The following is a 23,013-nucleotide window of genomic DNA, read 5'->3' on the forward strand; positions in this document are numbered from 1 at the left end:
TCCAGGATACGGTTATTCGTCCGATTCTTAGCTCTTTTTATCCGCAAAAAAACGACACAAGGTATTCCAAGGAAGGGGGTATCCCCCGAATTATCCATTTTTCAAAAACATAAGCCCTGAAAAGTCAAGGGGGTATCTAAAAATTTCGACGCAGACCGACAGACAAGCGCCGCACATCCCTGCTACGGCATATCGCCGAACCCGGAAACATCGAACAGTCCCAAGCGGTCAATCGTTCAGATCGATCAGCCCGTCGGGCAGGTCGAAACGGATCACTCCGTTTTCCAGATCGGTCTCCACGATAAACTCGTCGACGGCCGGCACATAGATTTCCCGGCCGTCGATCCGGAGCAGAAACAGCGGATTCTCGCCGTCGATGAACTCTTCGATGACTCCGCCGTACGCATCGCCGACCGAAGCCTCGAGTCCTACGAGGTCCTCCAGATAGACGAGCCCGTCGCCGGGCGGTTCCTCGCCGTCCGCCAATCGTCCGCCGCATAGGAAAAGCTCCCGGCCGATCAGCTCGGCCGTGCGGCGCTCGCTGTAAAAATCGGCGAAGACGACCAGCGCTCCGTTGCGCCCGCGACGCTCGAAACGGTCGCAAAAAAGAGGGACCGCCAGTCGGTCGATCTCGACGAACAGCGGCTCCCTCAAATCAAAATCGTCGGGAAACGTATCGAAAAGGCTTACCAGCAACTCCCCTTCCGAGCCGAAAGACTTCGACACGCGGGCGACGGCTACGCTGGCATTTCCCGACATGGCCTCGGGTCGGACTAAGCCTCGGCGGCGGGCTCCTCCGCAGCAGGGGCCTCCTCCTGCGAAGCGGCTTCCTCGGCAGCAGCCTCGGCCTCGGCGGCGGCCTGCGCGGCAGCGGCTTCGGCCCGCTTGGCCTCGAGAGCCTTCTCCTTAGCCTCCTTCACTTTCTTCTCTTCCTCCAAACGGGCCTTAACGGCAGCGGCCTTGTCGCTCGAAAGCTTCGACTCCTTGGCGGAAATCTTGCCGGCCTTCTGCTCGAGCCACTGGGCGAACTTCGCTTCGGCGGCTTCCTGCGTGAAAGCGCCCTTGCTTACCCCGCCGAGCAGGTGTTTCTTCATCAGCACCCCTTTATAGGAAAGGATGGCCCGACAGGTGTCGGTAGGTTGAGCGCCTTTCTGCAACCAGTCCAGGGCTTTCTCGAAGTCCAGGTTGATTGTGGCAGGATTGGTGTTCGGGTTATACGACCCGATGTTCTCGATGAACTTACCATCTCGTGGCGCCCTGCTGTCTGCAACGACGATATGGTAGAAAGGATAGCCCTTCTTACCGCGACGTGCTAATCTGATTTTTACAGGCATTTTGAAAAAATTTAAAGTTATACACAACCTACAATAGCGTAAGCAGGGTGCAAAAATAGTTCTTTTTGGCGATTTAACAAAGCGCGGATCGTCTTTTTTCTTCTCGGACAGACGTTTCGCGTTCGAACGGGCCGTCGGCCCTGCCTGAATCGACGGAACATTCCCTGCCTCAGAAGGGAGGCCGCCCCGGCTTCGTCCCGTCGAGCGGCCGACGCCCGTCTTTGACGGCAAGTTGTTGATAACTGGCGGACCGGAACGACCCTCCGAAAGCCCCGAACGACTACTTTTGCATGACGGGCATCGGGCCCGGCACATATATACCAATCGCCACCCAATCATGAAGGAAACCTTGTCTTCTGCCGAAACACTGGCCGCCGCCGAACAGGCCGCCCTGACCAAAACGAAGCTCGGAACGCGCAAAACGCTCGTACTGGCCGCGCTAGCCGGAGCCTACATCGCCATAGGCGGCACGCTGTCGCTGCTCGTCGGCTACGGCTTCGCACAAGCGGCCGCCGGCAATCCGGGTTTACAAAAGCTGCTCTCGGGCGCCATGTTTCCGCTCGGGCTGATTCTGGTCGTTCTGGCCGGAGCGGAGCTGTTCACGGGCAACAACGCCGTCCTGATTCCGGGAGCGCTCGGCCGCCGGTATCCGTGGAAAGCCGTCGCACGCAACTGGGCGCTCGTCTATCTCGGCAATTTCGCCGGCGCGCTGCTGTTCGCCTACTTTTTCGTCTACCTGACCGGAGTCGCGGCCTCGGAGCCGTGGAACGAAGCGATCCGGAACATCGCTCTGGCCAAAGTATCCATGCCGTGGCACGTCGTACTGCTGAAAGGCATCGGCGCAAACTGGCTCGTATGTCTGGCCGTGTGGCTCGGCATGTGCTCGCGCGGCGCGGCCGGCAAGATTCTCGGCCTGTGGTTTCCCGTCATGTGCTTCGTCGCGATCGGCTACGAACACAGCATCGCCAACATGTTCTTCATTCCGCTGGGCATGATGCAGGGGGCCGAAGTCGGCTGGGGCGAGTTCATCGGGAGGAACCTGATTCCGGCCACGCTCGGCAACGTCGCGGGAGGAGCCGTCTTCGTCGGAGGGCTTTACTGGTACGTCTACGGAACGGGAAAGGCGAAGGAGTAGCCAGCCCCGAAATTTCCAAAGACCCGCACGCAGACCTGCAGTCGGAACAAGACGAGCGGAGAAGACAGCGCCGAACGCCCCCCTGCCGCCCGCACCGGGAAGAAGATTCCGCCCCTGCCCGCACGAACTCTCCCCGGGCGTAAAGCAAGAGCGCCGCACCCGCTACCGGGCACGGCGCTCTCCATATCCACAGCCGGACACTCTTATCGTCCGACACTCGAACAATAAGTTTTGTAACGATCGATCACGCCGTCGACGAAGGCCAGCGTCTGGCGCCCTACGAACCGCCCGTGACGGACGATCTCGTCCTCGGCATAGGCCGGATCGGACTTCAGCGTCAGGTAATGCGAGACGTCGGTCCACGAGTCGGGGTCGCCCCCGTACTTCCGGGCGAGATTCCGGGCGTCGATCACGTGACCGATTCCGCCGTTATAGCATGCCAGTACGATCCGAAGACGGTCCATCTCCGAAGCGGAAGGGCCGAAGTCGAGCGATTTCTCGATCTTGCCGAGCACCTTGGCCGCCAGCAGGATATTGCTGGCAGGGTCCATCACGCTGCCCTTGAAGCCGAGCTGACGGGCGACGCGGGGCATCACCTGCATCAGTCCGCAGGCCCCCTTGCTCGAGACGAGCATCGGATTGAACCGGGACTCGCTGTAAGCGATGGCGGACATCAGACGCCAGTCGTATCCCTCCCGCTCGCACACCTCCTTGAAAAGCTCGTCGTACACGGATATTCCTCCGCCCCGGGCGGCGCTCAGACCGCGCCCCAGCATCTGACGGACGATCCCTTTCTCGAAATAAAGATAGTTGAGCATCGCATACTCCCCGCTGTTGCGGAAATGCGAGAGCCATGCCTCGAAATCGCTCCGCAGCGAAGTATCCTGCGGCGATACGACGGCACTGAGCGCCACCGGCTCGGCAAACCGGTAGATTTGCGCGACGTTTTTCTGAAACGCGCAACCGAGTTGCGCCTCGCTCATTTCGCAGATCAGATAGTCGTATCGGCCGTCGCCCAGCGCGCCGATCAACTCGAAGCTATTGCGCGACGAAACGTATACTTCGGCCGTGCGGGAAAGCGAGTCGAGCAGCATGCTGTACGCCCGGGTGCTCTTGAAGCCGGAAGAAATCAATACTTTTCCCTCGCGGATGCAAGGAATCAGCTCGAAACGCTTCTTCTTCCGAATCTCGTCCGCTTTCCTCTTGCCCGCGAGCAGAACATAGGACGTATGATAAATGGGAACGGCCGAGGCCGAGGCGATCTCCGCCGCATGGTCCGAAAGCGCGGTCACGATATCCGCCCGACCGTCGGCCAGCATGGCGTCGTACTCGGAAGGGCGCTCGCTCCGCACGACCTGCAGCTCGACGCCCAGATGATCGGCATAGGCCTTGAACAGGTCGTACTGATAGCCGTAGCTTTCGCCGCCGAACACGAAATACCCCGGCAAAGGCTCATCCATGACGACGGTCAGCCGGCCCTTCTCGCGGACGCTCGTCCGGAGCTGCGGCTCGCCGCAGGCGGCCAAAAGAAACGAACTGAAAAAAAGAACGGTTGCTTGTTTGATCGATACACAATGATTTTGGATCATACGATTGAAGTTCGCGGGCAGCTTTCCCGATCAGTCGTAGAAGCTCCAGGAGATCCCCAGCTTGAACATCCGCGGATTCTGCGGGTAGTGGAGAACCGTGAAGTAGTTCCGGTCCCCGAACATGTTCTCGTTGAGATGCTGCATCTTGATCAGTATCCGCATGCGTTTCCACTTGGCCGCGGCAAACACGTCGATCATCGGATAGTTTCCCAGTTTCTTCTCGCGCTGGTTGTAGAACTGCGCCGTCGCCGGATTATACCCGAAGGCATAGTACGACGTGTTGTAGCGGCCGTCCAGCCCGAGCTGGAGCCGCAACACGTTCTTCACGACGTTGAACTCGAAGTAATAACTGAGATACGCACTGATCGCAGGCACAGGCACAACCTCCTCGGCTGAACTATACTGATACAATACCCTGTGATTCAGGTGGAGTCCGCCGAAGCGGAAATCCTTTTGCGCATACAAGCCCGAAACGGTCACGGTTCCGCCGTACTGGGCCGGCAACTGATCGGCGCCGTAATAGATACGGTCGCCCAGCAGGCTTTGGTAGCCGCCGAGCTCGAGCCCGATCTGAGGAGCCGAGAACGTGACCGAAAAACGGGTTTCAGACTCTTTGGAGAAAGAGTTGCTCCACACGAAGTGGTTAGAGAAATAACTTTCCGTCCAGTAGCCCGGCGTACGAATTTCGTGCCTGAGACTACCTTTCAGCGTCATGGGTCGTCCTCTCACATATACCTTGAACGCCACGTCGCCTCCCACCGAAAGGTCCTGCCTCCGGTAGCCGAACAGGTGGAATTTCACGTCGGCGTTCCAATCCAGATATCTTTTCACGTTTCCCTCTATAGAACCGTAGACATAGGTGCTGTTGCGATTCACTCCCTCGTTCGAACCCATGTAGTCCTGCAAGCGAAACTGGTAGTAATGGTGGGCGTCGTTCCCGATCCCGGCGTTGATCACGCCGACGGCTCCGTCCCGGTCCCACGGCTGAATCTGCACGAACAAGCGGTTGGAAAGCAGGCTCTCGAAAATCGAGTCGTACGACCGTTCGGGACTGACATACCAGTTTTCGTAGAAATCGCCGCTTTCCGCTTTCGTATCGGTATACCTTTTATAAAAGCGACTGTACAGGAACGAATAACCGAAGAAGATCGTCGAATTCCGGGCGATCGAGAAATCCTCGTCGGTCAGTTGGCGCAGCGGCACGCCATACGACTGGACGACATAGAACGCATTGTTCTTGAACAGATTCCGGGCATCGTTGAGCCGAACGTCGAGCAACTCGGGACGCTCGAATACCGTATCGGTTATATCGCGGTCGCGCAGGATACCTCCGTTCTCCTTCAGGTTTCCCATGTTATAGATGTAACCCGCATGAACGCTGTATTTCTTGCCCGTATGCGAAAAGGCGAGCGAAAGATTTTTCTCCCTCGCGCCCTGCCATTCGTACTGGCCGCGCGTTCCCCGGCTCTTGTAGTCCAGATTGAAACCCGTCGAGGGCGAAACGTTCTGGGCATGCGTGACCCACAGGCCCTCTTCCAGATGCTGCGTAGCGCCCGACATGAAATAGGAAAGGTGGGTGAACGGCTTTTTGACATTGAAGAACCGCGCCCGCTCGGGGGTCATCAGATAAGCGTCGAAAGCCTGAGCGAACGTAAAGTCGCTATATTGGGGTCTCAGAAAGAAATCGAGCGGAACCGAAGCGCCGCCCATATTGCCCAGCATGGCCGAGCCCACGTTGTTCTGCAAAAACGGATAATCGTTCTGGAAACCGTTGAGCGCCGTGTCGACCTCGATGATCGCGACGTCGTTCCGTTCGAGATTGACCCTCCATGCGAAGCTCTGTCGCGAGCGAGTCGAATCGTCGAAGAAATAGGACTCCAGCGGCTTGCGTATCTTCGGCGGCTTCTGGGTCGTATCGGCCTCCTGAGGAGCGTTGTTATCGACCACTCCTCCTATGTTTCCGTACTGTATCTGATTAGGATTCCGGTCGTTCAGACCCGGCATGGTCCCGTACTGGTTCCTGAGATCGTAGTCGTTCATATTGAGAGGCCTTTGGGCGGATACGACAGAGGCACTCAGAACAAGAATCGTTCCGAACGACCATTTCACGACCCGCCTTCTCAAACTCAGGGACATCAGCTACGGCAATTTCACAAAGTAACGGCAAAGGTAGCAAAAATATTACACATGCAACAGACAGAGCCGCTATGCGCTGATTTTAGGACTTTTACCGCGACGGATCAGAAAGCGTACGATCGAAACCAGAATATAGGCGAGAATGATGAACGGCAGGGCACGGACCTGATAGAGTCCCAGCAACACGAGCGAAATACCCAGAAAGATATAGCGGAGCTCGTTGCCCGCGAAATCGAAATGCTTGAACTTCAGAGCGAACATAGGTATCGGACTGATCAGCAGCAGCGAGAAAACGACGGAGGCGACAATAGCTGCGACCGGAGGCGCCGCGGCAGCGTTCTGCTGCATGATGTACCCCACCGAAGCGAAAAACATCGCGCAAGCCGGCGTAGGAAGTCCGATGAACTCGGTAGCCTGACGCTCGTCGAGATTGAACTTCGCCAGCCGCAGAGCCGAAAAAGCGACCAGAATGAACACGGCAAAGCCCGACAGCTCGTCTCCTCCCGTCGCCACATAAATCGAATAGAGAATGCTGGCGGGCGCCAGACCGAAACTGATCATGTCGGCCAGCGAATCGAGTTCCTTGCCGACCGGCGACGAAACCTCCATCAGGCGGGCGGCGAATCCGTCCAGAAAATCGAATACGGCAGCGACCAGCACGCACCAGAAAGCCTGCTCGAGGTCGTTGATGCAGAGAGCGAAGATCACGGCCGCGCAACCCGAAAGCAGATTGCAAAGGGTCAGAATATTGGGGAAAGTAAACAGTCTCAATTTCATACGGTCATCCGATGTTAGCGTCCGCAGACCGGTCCCGAAACGGAGGAGCGAAGCTCGCCGAGCAAACCGCGCAGCTCGCGGACAGTTTCCGGACGGAAGTTCCTCAGGGCGAATATGCGAAGATAGAAATTAAATTTCAAAATCCAATCCGTTTCGCCGCGCCGAACGCAGCGGGCCGCCCCGTGCTGCCGAAAAGCGAGGACTCGCGGGCGCTCGTCCGCCTCAACGCCTTTTTTCCCATGAGGCCGGAGGACGCCGAAAGGTTTGGCAATCCGGAGAAAATGCCTTATCATTGTAATAATAAATCTCGCCTTCGACTTTTATGGACAACAACCGCTACTGCATCATCATGGCCGGCGGGATCGGAAGCCGGTTCTGGCCGATCAGCCGCCGCACGATGCCCAAACAGTTTCTCGACATGCTGGGGACAGGCAAAAGCTTCATCAGGCACACCTACGAGCGCTTCGCCAAAATCGTCCCGCCCGAAAACTTTCTGGTCGTCACCAACGGCAGCTATAAGCCGCTGGTACTGGAACATATCCCCGAAATCGACGAAGATCAGATTCTCTCGGAACCGGTCGGACGCAATACGGCGCCCTGTATCGCTTATGCAGCCTGGCGGCTCCGCGTGGCCGCCTCCGACGCGACGATGATCGTCACGCCGTCGGACCACCTGATCCTCGACGAGGACGAGTTCCGGCGGGCGATCGTCGAAAGCGCGGAGTTCGCCGAGCGGCAACGCGCCCTGATGACCATCGGCATCCGCCCGGACCGTCCGGCCACCGGCTACGGCTACATACAGGTCGACAATCAGGTCAGGCTGGAGCAAAAAGACGTGTACAAGGTCAAGACGTTCACCGAGAAGCCCAACCTGGAGCTGGCGCGCTCGTTCGTCGAGAGCGGCGAATTCTTCTGGAACTCGGGCATATTCATCTGGAAAGTCGATGCGATCATGGAAAACTTCGAGCGACTGCTGCCCGACATGCACCAGATGTTCGCATCGATCGCTCCGAGTTACGGCACTCCGCAGGAACAGCAAAGCATCGAAAGGATCTATCCCGAGTGCCGGAACATCTCGATCGACTTCGGCATTATGGAGAAAGCCGGCGACGTCTACGTACGCTGCAGCGATTTCGGCTGGTCGGACGTCGGAACGTGGGGTTCGCTCTACCAGCATTCGGCCAAGGACGCCGACGGGAACGTCGCTCCGGCCGAAAACATGCTCTACGACACGAAAGGCTGCATCGTCAAGGTTCCGGCAGGCAAACTGGCCGTGATCGAGGGCCTCGAGGACTATATCGTGGTCGACAGCGGCGACGTGCTGATGATCTGTCCCAAATCGGGCGAACAGAACATCAAGAAATTCATCGACGACGTCAAGTTCAAGATCGGGGACCGCTTCATCTGACCCCCGACGCGAGGACGTGCGGCTTTCGGACGAGACGCCCGGCAAGGATGCCGAGCGACGATTCCGCTTGCACACCGAACTCGACGACAATTCGCTTCACACTCGACATGGAACTATACGAACTTTTCCGCCGGCATTCCCGGATTTCGACCGACAGCCGGCACATCGTCCCGGATTCGTTGTTTTTCGCCCTGCACGGCGAGCGTTTCGACGGTAACAGCTATGCGGAAAACGCGCTGAAAGCCGGGGCTGCGGCAGCCGTCGTGGACGACCCGTCCGTAGCGGAAACCCTCCGGCAACATTGGCCGGACCGTTGCGCGGAGGTCCCCGACACGCTGGCCGCCCTGCAGGAACTGGCCGCCCGGCATCGCCGCGAGCTCGGCATTCCGATCCTCGCCATCACGGGCAGCAACGGCAAGACCACGACCAAAGAGCTCGTCGGTCGGGTACTCTCGCGCAAGTTCCGCACGGCCGTCACGCAAGGCAATCTGAACAACCATATCGGCGTGCCGCTGACGCTGCTCGCCATGGACCGCTCGGTCGAGATAGGCGTCGTCGAGATGGGAGCGAGCCACCCCGGCGAGATCGCGCTGCTCTGCTCGATCGCCCGGCCCGATTACGGGCTGATTACGAACATAGGCAAGGCGCATCTGGAAGGCTTCGGGGGCATCGAGGGCGTGATGCGGGGCAAGGGCGAGCTGCTCGACTTCCTGGTTGCAAACGGAGGGACCGCCTTTTGGCTGAACGACAGCGACCGTCTGAAAACGATGGTCGAATCGCGCCCCGGACTGCGGGCTATTTCCTACTCTGCGCCCGAGGCGATCGGAACAGAACCCTTCGTCGAAGCGCGATGGGACGGCCTGCCCGTCCGCACTCGTTTGGTCGGAGACTACAACCGCAGCAACATCGCGGCCGCCATAGCGGTCGGCCTTTATTTCGGGATCGGGCGTGCCGAGATCGTCTCGGCCATCGAGAGCTACGATCCGGACAACAACCGGTCGCAGAAGCGGCAAACCGCATTCAACACGCTGATCTCGGACTGCTACAACGCCAACCCCTCGAGCATGCAGGCCGCGCTGGACAACTTCCTGTGCGAGGCGGATCCGCGCCCCAAAGCGGTCGTACTGGGCGACATGGGCGAGTTGGGTCCCTATGCCGCCGTCGAGCACAGGACCGTCGTCGAGCGACTCGAGCAGGGCGGGATCGAGGAAGCCTATTTGGTCGGCGGACATTTCGCCGAAGCGGCCCGGGGAAGCCGTTACCGGACTTTTGCCGACACGGAAGCGCTCGCCCGATATTTGGACGAGCATCCGATCCGTAACCGGCTCGTACTCGTCAAAGGCTCGCGCGCGAATCGTCTGGAAAAGATCGCCGAGAAGTTGTAGTCGCAAGCAGGAAAGCCCGTTCGGCAGCCTGCGCGACCGGACCGCTCACGATCCTCATTTCCGCGAACATTGTCAGCTCCGTCCTTATCGTACATGCGGTACGGCGACGGCGCATGCCGTGCCGCCTCCGATAGAGCAATTGCGCAACCATCGCGGCGAGCGCCCGGTTGCCGTGCTACGCCCTGCCGATAGTTACGCAAGATCGCATGAAATCGCTCCGGTATCCCCGCCTCGTCTTCCATACGTTCCCTATTACGGCGGAACCGTCTCGGACCGAGAACAGCGCAAAGCCAAACGCGGTACAAAGATTCCCGTTTCCCTCATACAGCCTCTACGTGAAAGCGCTTAGGGTCGCGGCTCAAGCCCCGGCGGAAAATCTGCCGGCCGAACGACAAATGCCCGGCACAGACCTACGGAAGTGCGAGCGACCTCCGCCCCCCGGAATCGGCCCTGCATCGCCTCTTCCCGATTCCGGCGAATACGGACACAGAGGCAATCATATATTTCAACGTACCAGGTTGGTTACACACGGAATCTCCATATCTGTCAGTCGCGGCTTGTGTTCGCAGGTCGCGTATCCTACTGAGGCCCCTACCATAAACCCCTTCCGTCGGAAAAGACTTCATGCGAAAACCGGAAACATCGGGAACTCGAAAGCAGGTACGACTGAAGTATATATATTGCCATACGGCAAGACAAACTCCGGCTCCGGACAGCACGGAAGCAAGACACGCGCAGCGACCCGCCGGCAGCTTCCGGCCCTTATGTCCGAAACGACCGGAGGCCGGCCCTTGAAAGGGCCGGCCTCCGGCAGACATCTCGCGGCGAACCGCTATTTCTTGGCCAGCATGGCCTTCACTTTCTCGTATACCTTCTCGCCCGAGAAACCGAACTCCTTGTCGAGCACGCCGGCCGGAGCCGAGTATCCGAAATGGTCGAGTCCGGCGATCTCGCCGTCGCAGCCGACCAGACCGGCCAGCGTCACGGGCAGGCCCGAGGTCAGACCGAACTTGGGTACGCCGCAGGGCAGCACGCTCTGCTGGTATTCCTTGCTCTGGTCGCGGAACAGACCTTCCGACGGAACCGACACGACGCGGACTTTCACGCCGTCGGCCTTCAGCTTTTCGGCACCGTCCACAAGCGTCGCCACTTCCGAGCCGCTTGCAAGCAGGATCACGTCGGGAGTACCCTCGCAATCCATAACGACATAAGCTCCTTTGACGAGCTGCATCGCCTCCTTGCGGCGGTCGCCGCTGGCGGCCGGCAGGTTCTTGATATTCTGACGCGACAGTACGAGAGCCGTCGGACGCTCGTTTTCCATAGCGACCTTCCATGCGGCTACCGTCTCGTAGCTATCGGCAGGACGCAGCACGACGACCGAACGCTCGCCGCGATGGTTGCGCAACTGCTCCATCAGGCGAAGCTGAGCCTCGTGTTCGATCGGCTGATGCGTCGGACCGTCCTCGCCCACGCGGAACGAGTCGTGCGTCCAGACGTACTTGACCGGCAGACGCTGCAAAGCAGCCAGACGCAGTACGGGCTTCATGTAATCGGAGAAGACGAAGAAAGTCCCGCAAGCCGGAATCACGCCTCCGTGAAGCGCCATTCCGTTCATGATGCAGGCCATCGTGAACTCGGCCACGCCCGGCTGCAGGAAGCGGCCGGTGAAATCGCCCTTGCGCATCGCATGGGTCTTCTTCAGGAAACCGTCGGTCTTGTCCGAGTTGCTCAGGTCGGCCGAAGCGACGACCATGTTCTGCACATGCTCGGCCAAATAAGAGAGCACGGCGGCCGAAGCGGCGCGCGTAGCCACGTTGTCGCCGCAATTGATCTGCGAGTAGTCGATCGCCGGCGTCTTGCCCGACAGGAACAGGTCGAGCTCGGCGGCCTGCTCCTTATTGGCAGCGCGCCAGATCGACTCTTCCTCGCGGCGCAGCGCGTACCATTTTTTCAGTTCCTCGCGGCGACGCGCATACAGTTCCTTCACGTCGTCGAAAATCACGAACGGATTCTCCGGATCGCCGCCCAGCGCGGCCACCGTCTTGGCAATGTCGCCGCCCGCGGCCGACAGAGGCTGTCCATGCGTGGAAACCTTGTTCGAGAAATCCTCGCCCTCCTTGCCGACGGCGCCCTTGCCCATCAGCGTATGGCCGACGATCAGCGTAGGCTTTTCGGTCTCCGCCACCGCGCGGGAGAGAGCCTGACGGATTTCGGCGGGATCGTTGCCGTCGATACTGATGACGCTCCAGCCCCAAGCCTCGTACTTGGCCACGATATCCTCGGTCGAAACCTCCTCGACCTTGGTCGAAAGCTGGATATTGTTCGAGTCGTAGAACATGATCAGGTTGCTCAACCCGAGATGCCCGGCGATGCGGCCGACGCCCTGAGAAACCTCTTCCTGAATACCGCCGTCGGAGATGAACGCGTAGGTCTTGTGCGCCATCCAGTCGCCGAAGCGAGCTACGAGAAAACGCTCGGCGATCGCCGCACCCAAAGCCATCGCATGGCCCTGCCCCAGCGGGCCCGAGGTATTCTCGATTCCGCGGTCGAGATCGACCTCGGGATGACCCGGCGTCGGGCTGCCCCACTGCCGGAACGCCGCCAACTCATCCATATTGAAATAGCCGGCCAAAGCCAGTACGGAATAGAGCATCGGCGACATATGGCCGGGATCGAGGAAGAAGCGGTCGCGGAACGGATAGCGCGAGTCGTCGGGATTGTACCGCAGGAACTCGGAGTAGAGAATGTTCACGAAATCGGCTCCGCCCATCGCTCCGCCGGGATGGCCCGACTTGGCTTTCTCCACCATCGACGCTGCGAGAATCCGGATATTGTCCGCAGCCTTTGTTGTTAAGTCTTTCATTTGAAGATCAGTAAGTTATTTGTTTTGGAATGAATGATTTAGAACTTCGTGCCGGAGCATCGATACATTGAAACAAATATAGATAAAAAAAACGACTCTGCAAATAATCTCCTCGTTCCGAGGCGTTCCGCTCCGGGTATCGCCTCCGTGCCGCAAATCCGGCCAATGCAGAACAGAGCCTGCGACGGCGCCTCGCCGGACAGCGGCCCGCAGGCGACCCGGACAGAACGGACCGAAAACGGAGCGTTTTCGTCCGTTTTGGCAGCAAATTGGCATTGGGGACGGACGGGACGGCGCACGGCCGTCCGCAGAATACAAATCGTCAGTCGACCGAAATATGAAAACAATCGCCTTGATCGGCGCGAGCGGATTCGTCGGCTCGGCCATTCTGAAGGAAGCGTTGTACCGGGACCTGCAAGTGACGGCTATCGTGCGCCGACCGGAAAGCATCGCACTGCGGAGCCTGAATCTCGAAACGCGGACGGCCGACGCAGCCGACCCGACGACCCTGAGGGAAGCCGTCCGCAACCACGACGCGGTAATCAGCGCCTACAACCCGGGCCGGAACAATCCCGACATTTACGAACAGACGCTGAGCGTCTATCCGCGCATCGTCGAGGCAGTCAAGCTGGCCGGCATAAAACGGCTGCTGGTCGTCGGAGGAGCCGGCAGCCTGTACGTCGGGCCCGGCATGAGGCTGCTCGACAGCGGCCGTATCCCGGAGCGCCTGCTGCCGGGCGTCAAAGCGCTGGCCGAAGTTTACGAAACGGTGCTCAAACCCGAGAACGAGCTGGATTGGGTGTTCTTTTCCCCGGCAGCGGAGCTCGTCCCGGGCAAGCGGACCGGAAAATTCCGAATCGGGAAAGACGAGCTGATCCGGGACGCCTCGGGAAAAAGCAGCATCTCGGTCGAAGACTACGCCGCCGCGATGATCGACGAACTGGAAAAGCCGGTCCATCACCGCGAGCGCTTCACGATCGGATACTGAGCCGAACGGCAGGGATCGCCCGTCTGCGGTCGCCCGAGCCGGCGGCAACAAGCGTCCGGGAAACGTCGCGGACCATGGAGAGCAAATCGGGGGAAAGCCCGGCTTTACCGGCAGACTCGACTCCGCTCGCCCAGTTTTTCAAGACATTCGCCCCGAAAAAACGGTTCCGGCGCGCGAAACAGGCAAATATTCCAAGAGGAAAGGTCCCTGCCGAGACCGTACCGGCACATAAACGCCCCGAGACAAACGAACGGATGCACGGTACGGATCGAAAGGAAGCGCCGCCACCGGAAATATCCCGGCCGGCAAGCCCGTCCCTCCCGCCGGCCGCACGGACGGGCGCCGGACCGCCTACAGATCGTCGTCCGGCAGGATCCGGATACGCAACACGTTTTCGGTTCCGGAACCCACGGCGTACCGCTCGTCGATCCTCCGCCCGACGAGCCAAACGATATCCCCGCCCGAAACGACAACGAACTGCCGCCGCTTATCGGGCAGCGAAACTTTGTCGTCGATCAGCATGTCGCTGACCTTTTTCCGCCGCCCTCCCATGCCGAACGGCACGAAAGCGTCGCCCTCGCTCCAGCGCCGGACCTTCAGCGGATAGGAAAGCTTGGCTTCGTCGAGCAGCGCGACGGTCGGAGGCTGACGCAGCTCGTCGATATCGTCGACGTCCGCATGCTCGAACCAAAGCGTGCCCCCGCCGCAGGGAATGCGCTCCGTCCGGGGAGTCACCAGACTCTCGCAACTCTCGTCGTCGGGAATCGGCGTGACGATGATCCTGCCCCGGTCGATATAGGCTACGCTGTCTTTGGAAAAGAAGCGCTTGCCCGAGCCGTGCCCCTCGGCGAACGCGCGCCCCAGACTGTCGATCACCTCGCCGTTGAATCCCATGCCTCTCATCAGCTCGAAGATGACGAAATGCAGCGGCAGCAACGGATCGATCAGACTCATTTCGATCACCGTCCGGTCGCCCTCGGTGCGGACAGCATGCTGGCGAATCAGTTCGATCCCCCGGTCGATGAAGCTCTGGGCCGAAGTCAGCCGCTCGACGTTCGAGGTCATCGTTTCGGTGAACTGAGGGGATATTTCCTTGATCCTCGGAACGATGCCGAGCCGGAACTTGTTGCGCAGGTATTTGGTCGAAGCGTTCGACGAGTCTTCCCGATAGGGAATTTTATTGGCCAGGGCATAATCGACGATCTCGCGGCGCGTCGAGAAAAGCAGCGGACGGATCAGCCGGCCGTTAGCCACATGGATGCCGGTCAGTCCGCGCAGCCCGGTTCCGCGAATCAGGTTGATGAAAAAGGTCTCGACCGAGTCGTCGGCGTGGTGAGCGATGGCGATCTTGTCGTATCCGTGCTCGTCGCACAGCTTGTCGAACCAACCGTAGCGGAGCCGACGGGCGGCCATTTCGACCGAATCGCCGGTCGCCGCGACCTCAGCCAGCGTATCGAAGCGAGCCCCGAAATAGGGTACTCCGTAACGGGCCGCCTGCTGTTCGACGAGCACATCGTCCTCGTCGGCCTCCCTGCCGCGGAGCTGAAAATTGCAATGAGCCACGCCGACGCGGTAGCCGCAGCGCACGAAAAGAGAGAGCATCACCATCGAGTCGACCCCTCCGCTGACGGCCAGCAGAATCCGCTCGTCGGCCGTACAGAGCGACCGCTCGCGCACATAGCTGCTGAACTTCTCCTGTAACATATCCTACAACAAGTTGACTTCCATATCGATCCGGACGCCGAACTGCTCGGCCACGTCGCGCTGCACGGCCCGGGCAAGCCGCATCACGTCGGCCCCGGTTCCTCCGCCGTAGTGAACCAGCACGAGGGCCTGACGGTCGTGGACCCCCACGGGACCCATACGACGGCCTTTCCAGCCGCAGCGATCGATCAGCCAGCCGGCGGCCAGCTTGACGAATCCCTCGCCCGCCCCGTAGCGCGGCATGTCGGGCCAACGGGCCAACAGCTTCGCGGCCTGCTCCTCCGATACGACGGGATTCTTGAAAAAGCTGCCGGCATTGCCCAGCACCTTCGGGTCGGGCAGCTTCGCGCGGCGAATCGCGACCACCGCCTCGCGGATGTTTTTCAGCGACGGTCCCCCGAGCTCGTCGACCCGGCGCGAGACGTCTCCGTAGCGCAAGCGGAACTCGGGACGGCGCGACAGACCGAACAGCACGGACAGGATCACCGCCCGAGAGCGCAACTCACGCTTGAAAACGCTGTCGCGGTAGCCGAAACGGCACTCGGCATTCGAAAGCGCGACAACCCGGTCCTCGTCCGGAAGATAGCACTCGACACTCTCGATCGTATCCTTCGCCTCGACGCCGTAAGCGCCGATGTTCTGGACCGGAGCGGCTCCGGCGCAGCCCGGTATCAGCGACAGGTTCTCGATGCCGCCCAGTCCCTGCCCGACAGCCCAGCCGACGAAATCGTCCCACTCGGCTCCGGCTCCCACACGGACCAGCGCCCGCTCGCCATCGCCGCCCTCAAGCGTCACGCTCCGGTCGAGAGGATGGAGCAGCGTGCCGCCGTAATCGGCAGTGAAAAGCACATTGTTTCCGCCGCCGAGCACATACCACGGCTCGCCGGAGGGCATCGAAGCGAACGCCTGCCGCAAATCCTCCGCCGAGGCGAACTCGACCAGCCGACGGGCCGAAACGTCGAACCCGAAGCTGTTCATTCCGAGCAGCGAAATATTTTCCCGCACTTCCATCATACGAATGACAAACTTACGCATTAAAACAAGATTTGCCAAATCGGACTCCGCCCGGGGCCGGACGATCGGAAACGGTTCCGTTCGCGTGCGAACGGAACCGTTTTTGCAGAAAATTCGCTAACTTTACTTGTTCTTTCAACAAACGCACGCATGCTTACACCACAGGATATTCGACAGATCGAAGAACACGGGCTGAGTCCCGAACAGATCGAACGCCAGATGGAAAGGTTCCGGACAGGCTTCCCTTATCTGGACCTGGCCCGCGCCGCCGTCGCGGGCGACGGAATCGTCCGCATGGACGCGAGCGAGGCCGAACGTTGCCGGGCACTGTACCGCAGCCGGCGCGACGAACGGCGCATCGTCAAGTTCGTCCCGGCCTCCGGCGCAGCCACGCGCATGTTCAAAAGCCTGTTCGGCTATCTCGAAACGGGACAGGCCGGGCCGGAAGTCCGCGAAGTGATCGAGCGGATAAACCGGTTCGCCTTCGCCGACGAGCTGCACAGGCTGACCGAAGGGAGCAGCTCGCCCCGCCGGCTGATCGAGGGAATCGTGCGCGACGGGCTCGGATACGGCCGCCTGCCCAAGGCGCTGATCCTGTTCCATAAATATCCCGAAGGCAGCCGTACGGCGCTCGAGGAACACCTGGCCGAGGGAGCGATGTACGCCGTCGGCGCCGGGCGGAGCGTACACATCCACCTGACCGTCTCGCCGGAACACATGCCGCTGTTCGAGCGGCTCGTCGAGCGCGTGAAGCCCGAGTACGAAGCACGCTTCGGGGTCCGCTACGACATCGGCTATTCGCAGCAGAAACCCTCGACCGATACGATCGCCGTCAATCCCGACAATACGCCGTTCCGCGAGGGAGGACGGCTGCTGTTCCGGCCCGCCGGACACGGAGCGCTGATCGAAAACCTGAACGAAATCGATGCCGATCTGGTCTTCGTCAAGACCGTCGATAACGTCGTTCCAGACCGGCTCAAGGCCGATACGGTCGCCAGCAAGGAGACGCTGGGCGGACTGTTGCTCTCGCTTCAGGAACAGGCTTTCGAATACTTACGAGAAACGGACGGGCGAGTCGCCGAGAATCCGGACGAGATCGCGGCGTTCGTCACCGAGAAGCTGTGCCGGAAACTCCCGGCCTCGTTCCGCGATATGACGGCCGAGCGGAAGACGCGATACCTGCGCGACATGCTCGACCGGCCGATCCGCGTCTGCGGCATGGTCCGCAACGAAGGCGAACCGGGCGGGGGACCGTTCTGGGTTTCCGAGCCCGACGGAGGCGAGTCGCTCCAAATTGTCGAGTCGTCGCAGATCGCCCCCGGACAGAAAGAACTGACGGCCCGGGCCACGCACTTCAACCCCGTCGACGTCGCATGCGGCCTGAAAAACTACCTCGGACGCCGCTTCGATTTGCGGCAATGGACCGATCCGCAGACGGGATTCGTCTCGGAGAAGTCGCAGCAGGGCAGACCGCTGCGGGCCATGGAGCTGCCGGGCCTGTGGAACGGCGCGATGGCGCGATGGAATACCGTGTTCGTCGAAGTGCCGATATCGACCTTCGCCCCCGTCAAGATCGTCAACGACCTGCTCCGGCCGCAGCACCAGAACGAGCCTTAACGGCACGCGAGGCAGTCCGGCAGCATTCTTCCGCAGGATGCGGGCCCGCCCCGGCATACGGCGAGACGGGCCGCCGGAAACGGAGATTCCGACCGGCGCCGACGCCGAAACCCGTACAAAGCGATCAAGCCCCGACATCATCGGGGCGGCCCGCCGCAGTTTCCGCTGCATCCGCTGGTCGGACAGAAACGCCCCGAGCGGCAAAAGAATCCGACGCAAGGGAAACGGAGCAATCGCCGGAAACGACCGGGCGAACACTCCGCCCATGCAAGCGGGGCGGCCGGCGGCGGCCGGGCGACCCGGTCGATCCGCGCAGCGAGAGGCATTGCAAAGCCGCTCAACAATCGCTACCTTTGTGCAAACGATTCTTTCGATGGCCAAAAGCGGCAAAAAAACGTTCAGGGAAAGCGCGGCGGACTACGCCGCGCTGGCGGCGCGCATCGCGGAGCGCCGCTTCGAGCCGCTCTACCTGCTGATGGGCGACGAGCCCTATTTCATCGATTCGCTGACCGCCCGGCTCGCCGACGCCATCCTGCCGCCCGACGAACGCGCGTTCAACCAGACGGTCGTCTACGGCAAAGACACCGACGCCGGAGCCGTCATCAACCTGTGCCGCCAGATGCCGATGACCGGGACGCGCCAGGTGGTGATCGTCCGCGAAGCGCAGAGCCTGCGCAGACTCGAGCAGCTATCCCTTTACACGGCCTCGCCCTGCGCGACGACGATTCTGGTACTGTGTCACAAAGAGCGCAACATGGACAAGCGCTCCCAGCTCTACAAGCAGATCGCCGGACGGGGCGTCGTCTTCGAGTCGGTGCGCCCGCGCGACTACGAAATCGCCGGGTGGCTCGCGGAATACATCCGGAGCCGGAACTGCACGATCGACGCCAAGTCGGTGTCGATGCTCGTGGACCACCTGGGAGCCGACATTGCGAAGATCGCCAACGAAATCGACAAGCTGATGACTTTCCTGCCCGAAGGGACCTCGCGCATCACGGCCGAGCACATCGAGCAGAACATCGGCATCAGCAAGGATTTCAACAATTTCGAACTGACACGCGCGCTGTCCGAGAAAGACATGGCCCGGGCTCTGCGAATCGCCGACCACTTCGCCCGCAACCCGAAGGAGAATCCGCTGCTGGTAACGCTCGGCACGCTGTTCACGCATTTTCAGCGGATATTCATCGTCAATTACCAGCGATGGCTCTGCCGGCGCAAGGGAACCCCCATGCCGCCCGATGCGGAACTGGCGCGGATGCTGAAACTATCCTCGGCCTTCTTTTTGAAGGAGTACCAGCAAGCGGCTTCGCTCTATCCGAACAGTCGGGTATTCGCCATCATGGGGCTGATCCGCGAATACGATCTCAAAAGCAAGGGGATCGACTCGGGACAAGCGACCGACGGCGAGCTTCTGAAGGAACTGCTTCTGAAAATATTCGTTCTGCGATGACTTTCATTCTGATCTTCCTGACGGCCGTCGTTTCGGTCGTCTGCTTCGGCAACCGGCGGTGGTTCGACTCGCTGGCGATGATTCCTTACCGGGTGGCGCACGATCGGCAATGGTACAGGGCCGTCACTTACGGATTCGTCCACGCCGACTACATGCACCTGATCGTCAACATGTTCGTCCTGCTATCGTTCGGACAGTACCTCGAGCGGCTGTTCCGGGCCTACGAGCATGCAGGGACGATAGCCAGCGGCTACCTCGCTTACGGGCTGCTGTATTTCGGAGGGCTGATCGCATCGGTCGCATCGGACATGGCACGCCACCGCAACGATCCGCGCTACGTATCGATCGGCGCCTCGGGAGCCGTGTCGGCCGTCGTGTTCGCATCGATCTTCTTCAATCCGTGGAGCAAAATCTACTTTTTCGGCATACTGCCCATACCGGGCATCCTTTTCGGAGCGCTATACGTCGGGTACGAACAGTACCTGAGCCAGCGGGGAGGAGACAACGTCAACCACAACGCCCATCTGTGGGGCGCGCTGTACGGCTTTGTCTTTCCCCTGCTGCTCGAGCCTTCGCTGTGGCATGCGTTCATCCGCAACCTGACTCAATTCTGACGGCTCCCATGAAAAGCGTCTGCCTCAACGGAACGTTCGTCGAGCCGGCCAAGCTGGCCGATCCGCTGTCGATGCTGGAGAGGAATCACCTCTTTCAACGCATTCATACGTTCGGAGGCACGGCTCCGTTTCTTTCCGTACACCTCGAAATCCTGACCCGCGCCCTCGACCGTTTGTACGGCATGCAAACCGACCTGTCCGAGAGCCGGATCGCCGACCGGATCGCCCGACTGCTCGAAATCAACCGGTTTCCGCGACAAAGCGCCTGCGTGACGCTTCGGCTGTTTCCCGAAGGAATCGACGAAGGCTCCGACCGATGCGAATACCTGATCGAGACCGACCGTCCCCTGCTTTATCCGCATTTCGTACTGTGGCACAAGCGCATGATGCTCGACACGGTCCGGTGCGATGCTCCTCACGAAGGATATCCGACCGCCGCCGCGCTGCTTTGCGACCGCTATGCGGAACGGACGGTCCGCCGGCGGGGAGGCGAGCTGGCCGCGAGAGAGAGCCGCGACGGCGTGCTGCTCGGCGTCGGAGGCGAGCCGCTGCTCATCGTCTCGGGACGGCAGGCGCTCACCACGCCGCTGTCGGCCGGAGCGACCGACTCGGCGATGCGCCGGCTCGTGCTGTCGGCTTGCCGCGAGGAAGGCTTGACCGTCACGGAATACCCGCTCACGCGGCAGATGCTGCTCCGCTGCGACGAGGCGCTGACGGTCGACGTACAGGGAATCGTTCCCGTTCTGGGCTACCGCGACCGCCGCTATTTCAACACGGCGGCCGTCCGGCTCAGCGAGCGGATCAACCGGACCGACATCAGAACGTACCGGTAAACGAACCCCGTGCAACGCCTTCCGGCATGCCCCGGCGGGCATTCGAGCGCTTCGGGAAGATCCCCGACATGCGACAGGAACCTCTCCGAGACCGTTCTTCAAGACTTTGCGCTTGCCTGTCCTCTCAAGAACCGGATGCTTGCTCCAACTCTTCCAACAAAGCATCCTCCCTGCCGGACGAAAGCACCGGCATCAGGTAACGGCGATACAATCCGGCCAACGCGCGGAGATCCTCCTTCCGCCCGGCTTTCCGGTAGTACGCCGCCAACCGGGCCAAAGCTTCCGTATAAACGAACAGACAACCCGAAATCCGGGGAATATCGGTCGTCGCGACGGACCGCACCTCTTTCAGACGGTCGGCCCGCAACAATCTTTCGAGCCGGGGCACATCGGTTTCATGCGCCGTGCCCGCCGTGGGGAAAGGCAGCAGGCGCGACACGAGGCCGCCATGGCTGAAGAAACGGTCGAGCCCGGCGAAAAAGAACGGATTGCCCATACGGGAGAAAAAAATCGGGCGCGAGGCGTAATTATCCTCGACGATCTGCAGCATGACCGCCCGCTGCGGGCTCAGGTAGGTCCTCGGCCGGGCCTTTTCGTCATTGAGTTTGCCGTTCAGCCGCTCGGAAGCGAAATCGGGCGCGACGGTCCATGCCAGAACGGCATCCTCGGGCAAGGAAAACTCCTCGCGCAGAGCTTCCGACACAGGTATGCGGACCTCGAGCGTATCCCATTTGAACGGGCGCATCTCGAGAATCTGCTCGTCCGACAGCGAAAGAGCAAGAGGACGCTGCGCCCCTTCGAGCCCGTCGCGCAGATAGCCGGCATACCACGGACGGTCAGTATAGCCGACCGGCAGAACCGAAACATCCCTCCGATAGCCTTCGTGCAACTGCAAGTAGGAACAGACGTCGAAATCGCCGTTTCCGCCGGCGAACAGGATCGCATCGCGGTCGCAGCCGTCGAGCATGTTGCGCCCCAGTTCGAGCAGCCAGGGCGGATAGGCCCCCTTGAGGAACGCCTTCTCATAGAAGTGCCTCAACCGCTCCAGATCGCGCTCGCGCATCGCATGGAACGCGTTCGCGCTACATTCGGCTCCGTAGAAATAGCGGGCGTCGCCCAACGACGGATCGAGCTCCAGCGCCCGGTCCAGATAAGAGAAGACACGCTCGGAGTACGAGAAATCGTATCCTTTGAGCGGGCGGCTGTCGTAGGCCCGGTAATGGTTGAAGAAACCGAGGTAATACCAGCTTTCGGCATCGGTCGGATCGGCTTCCGCGGCACGCTCCATCAGCGCGACCGCCTCGTCGTACCGTTCCCGGCGGAAACTCTCGAGCGCCTGCTCCTTCAATCCCTGCACCTGTGCCGGCGAACGAAAAGCGAGCAGAAAAAAAGACAATGCAAACAATAGGGCTTTCATAGAGAGAGGTTTGGCATATGAACGCGAATTCGCCGGAAATCGTATGCCGGAACCGCCGTCCATCGCGCGGGAAACGCAAACGAAACGACCGGAACCGGCCGAAAGTCTTCAGAACGCCGTCAGCGAGCGCCGTTCTGTCGCGGGAAATACTTTCCGAACATTTCGTCGATCACGTGCAACCCCTCGGCAGTGGATATGCCCCTAAAAAAGCACATCATAATGTAGCGGAACGCCTCGGACATCGAGATCTCGGCCGAGTGATAGGTCGAGGGCGAAGTGAAGATCGTCGAAACGGATGCGATCAGGATCGCAGCGGAGAACTCGACGTTGATATCGGGAAAGAAAAGACCGTCGGCAACGCCCTGCCGAAGTTTCTGCTTCAGTCGCTCGGCCCCCTGGCGATGGCGCTCGGAAGAGATGCGTCTGTAAATTTCCGGATAGAAACGCTCCAGATCGCTCATGAAGTTCATATTGACCGTAACCGAGTTCTCCCAGTCCTCGAGCAGAAGCATGAACTCCTCGATGACGTTGCGAGCCGAAGCCATCCGCGCCTCATACCTGCGTTCCTGCCGGTTGTAAAAGTACTCGACACAAGTCCGGATCAGCGACTCGCGGTCGCCGAACAGCTCGTAGATCGTCCGTTTGGAAACGCCCAGCCGGGATGCGATGTCGTCCATGCGAACCGACTTGACCCCGTAGCGTACGAACAGATCGGTCGATTCCGCTATGATCCTATCTTTTGAAAGCAT

At 60.3% G+C, this 23,013-nt stretch carries 18 protein-coding genes; 8 read left to right on the plus strand and 10 right to left on the minus strand.

Annotated features, from left to right (window positions below; translation table 11 throughout):
• Positions 1 to 228 precede the first annotated feature (228 nt).
• Both NQ491_RS05235 and NQ491_RS05240 read right to left on the minus strand, forming a co-directional pair.
• Positions 229 to 759, minus strand: a complete 531-nt coding sequence (locus NQ491_RS05235) for a ribosome maturation factor RimM (protein ID WP_019246551.1) — start codon at positions 757 to 759, stop codon at positions 229 to 231.
• A 14-nt stretch (positions 760 to 773) separates the two neighbouring features.
• On the minus strand, positions 774 to 1,334 hold the full coding sequence (locus NQ491_RS05240) for a 30S ribosomal protein S16 (RefSeq protein ID WP_019246552.1): 561 nt from the start codon (positions 1,332 to 1,334) through the stop codon (positions 774 to 776).
• 337 nt (positions 1,335 to 1,671) lie between these two features.
• On the opposite strand from NQ491_RS05240, the gene NQ491_RS05245 reads away from it, so the two are divergent.
• Positions 1,672 to 2,469: a formate/nitrite transporter family protein gene (locus tag NQ491_RS05245; protein ID WP_019246553.1), complete on the plus strand. Its 798-nt coding sequence runs from the start codon at positions 1,672 to 1,674 to the stop codon at positions 2,467 to 2,469.
• Between the two features lie 203 nt (positions 2,470 to 2,672).
• Here the strand turns inward: NQ491_RS05245 and NQ491_RS05250 are convergent, their stop codons facing one another.
• From NQ491_RS05250 to pssA, 3 genes are all read right to left on the minus strand, one after another.
• Complete coding sequence (locus NQ491_RS05250; RefSeq protein ID WP_019246554.1) at positions 2,673 to 4,058, minus strand: MltF family protein; 1,386 nt, start codon at positions 4,056 to 4,058, stop codon at positions 2,673 to 2,675.
• A gap of 30 nt (positions 4,059 to 4,088) precedes the next feature.
• A complete protein-coding gene (locus NQ491_RS05255) occupies positions 4,089 to 6,098 on the minus strand; it encodes a putative porin (protein WP_019246555.1) in 2,010 nt (669 codons plus the stop codon).
• A 165-nt stretch (positions 6,099 to 6,263) separates the two neighbouring features.
• Positions 6,264 to 6,971 (minus strand): CDP-diacylglycerol--serine O-phosphatidyltransferase, encoded by a 708-nt coding sequence (pssA, locus tag NQ491_RS05260; RefSeq protein WP_019246556.1) that lies wholly within the window; start codon positions 6,969 to 6,971, stop codon positions 6,264 to 6,266.
• Between the two features lie 322 nt (positions 6,972 to 7,293).
• Between pssA and NQ491_RS05265 the strand changes: the two genes are divergently transcribed.
• Both NQ491_RS05265 and NQ491_RS05270 read left to right on the plus strand, forming a co-directional pair.
• Positions 7,294 to 8,379: a mannose-1-phosphate guanylyltransferase gene (locus NQ491_RS05265; protein WP_019246558.1), complete on the plus strand. Its 1,086-nt coding sequence runs from the start codon at positions 7,294 to 7,296 to the stop codon at positions 8,377 to 8,379.
• 107 nt (positions 8,380 to 8,486) lie between these two features.
• On the plus strand, positions 8,487 to 9,764 hold the full coding sequence (locus tag NQ491_RS05270; protein WP_019246559.1) for a UDP-N-acetylmuramoyl-tripeptide--D-alanyl-D-alanine ligase: 1,278 nt from the start codon (positions 8,487 to 8,489) through the stop codon (positions 9,762 to 9,764).
• An 832-nt stretch (positions 9,765 to 10,596) separates the two neighbouring features.
• Here the strand turns inward: NQ491_RS05270 and NQ491_RS05275 are convergent.
• The gene (locus tag NQ491_RS05275; RefSeq protein WP_026089754.1) at positions 10,597 to 12,627 is read right to left on the minus strand and encodes a transketolase family protein; all 2,031 of its coding nucleotides are present in this window, start codon (positions 12,625 to 12,627) and stop codon (positions 10,597 to 10,599) included.
• 337 nt (positions 12,628 to 12,964) lie between these two features.
• On the opposite strand from NQ491_RS05275, the gene NQ491_RS05280 reads away from it, so the two are divergent.
• Entirely contained in the window at positions 12,965 to 13,615 is a 651-nt protein-coding gene (locus NQ491_RS05280; protein WP_019246561.1) for an NAD(P)-dependent oxidoreductase, read from the plus strand.
• A 351-nt stretch (positions 13,616 to 13,966) separates the two neighbouring features.
• Here the strand turns inward: NQ491_RS05280 and tilS are convergent, their stop codons facing one another.
• Together tilS and murB are read right to left on the minus strand one after the other, a co-directional pair.
• Positions 13,967 to 15,319, minus strand: a complete 1,353-nt coding sequence (tilS, locus tag NQ491_RS05285; protein ID WP_019246562.1) for a tRNA lysidine(34) synthetase TilS — start codon at positions 15,317 to 15,319, stop codon at positions 13,967 to 13,969.
• Between the two features lie 3 nt (positions 15,320 to 15,322).
• Positions 15,323 to 16,354: a UDP-N-acetylmuramate dehydrogenase gene (gene murB, locus NQ491_RS05290; RefSeq protein ID WP_232423208.1), complete on the minus strand. Its 1,032-nt coding sequence runs from the start codon at positions 16,352 to 16,354 to the stop codon at positions 15,323 to 15,325.
• Positions 16,355 to 16,483: 129 nt separating this feature from the next.
• Here murB and NQ491_RS05295 point away from each other — a divergent pair, with 129 nt between their 5' ends.
• The 4 genes from NQ491_RS05295 to NQ491_RS05310 all read left to right on the plus strand — a co-directional run bounded on the left by NQ491_RS05295 (position 16,484) and on the right by NQ491_RS05310 (position 20,847).
• Positions 16,484 to 17,950 (plus strand): DUF4301 family protein, encoded by a 1,467-nt coding sequence (locus NQ491_RS05295; RefSeq protein WP_026089756.1) that lies wholly within the window; start codon positions 16,484 to 16,486, stop codon positions 17,948 to 17,950.
• 355 nt (positions 17,951 to 18,305) lie between these two features.
• Positions 18,306 to 19,400: a DNA polymerase III subunit delta gene (gene holA, locus NQ491_RS05300; RefSeq protein ID WP_232423209.1), complete on the plus strand. Its 1,095-nt coding sequence runs from the start codon at positions 18,306 to 18,308 to the stop codon at positions 19,398 to 19,400.
• Positions 19,397 to 20,014 (plus strand): rhomboid family intramembrane serine protease, encoded by a 618-nt coding sequence (locus NQ491_RS05305; protein WP_019246566.1) that lies wholly within the window; start codon positions 19,397 to 19,399, stop codon positions 20,012 to 20,014. The genes holA and NQ491_RS05305 overlap by 4 nt, the downstream gene beginning before the upstream one ends.
• Before the next feature lie 8 nt (positions 20,015 to 20,022).
• Positions 20,023 to 20,847 (plus strand): aminotransferase class IV, encoded by an 825-nt coding sequence (locus NQ491_RS05310; protein WP_019246567.1) that lies wholly within the window; start codon positions 20,023 to 20,025, stop codon positions 20,845 to 20,847.
• A 124-nt stretch (positions 20,848 to 20,971) separates the two neighbouring features.
• On the opposite strand, the gene NQ491_RS05315 is transcribed toward NQ491_RS05310, so the two are convergent.
• Positions 20,972 to 22,264 (minus strand): tetratricopeptide repeat protein, encoded by a 1,293-nt coding sequence (locus tag NQ491_RS05315; protein WP_147524778.1) that lies wholly within the window; start codon positions 22,262 to 22,264, stop codon positions 20,972 to 20,974.
• A 119-nt stretch (positions 22,265 to 22,383) separates the two neighbouring features.
• Positions 22,384 to 23,013, minus strand: coding sequence for a TetR/AcrR family transcriptional regulator (locus NQ491_RS05320; RefSeq protein ID WP_019246569.1), 630 nt, complete (start codon positions 23,011 to 23,013; stop codon positions 22,384 to 22,386).

The sequence above is a fragment of the Alistipes ihumii AP11 genome (genome assembly GCF_025144665.1).
Classification (GTDB): domain Bacteria; phylum Bacteroidota; class Bacteroidia; order Bacteroidales; family Rikenellaceae; genus Alistipes_A; species Alistipes_A ihumii.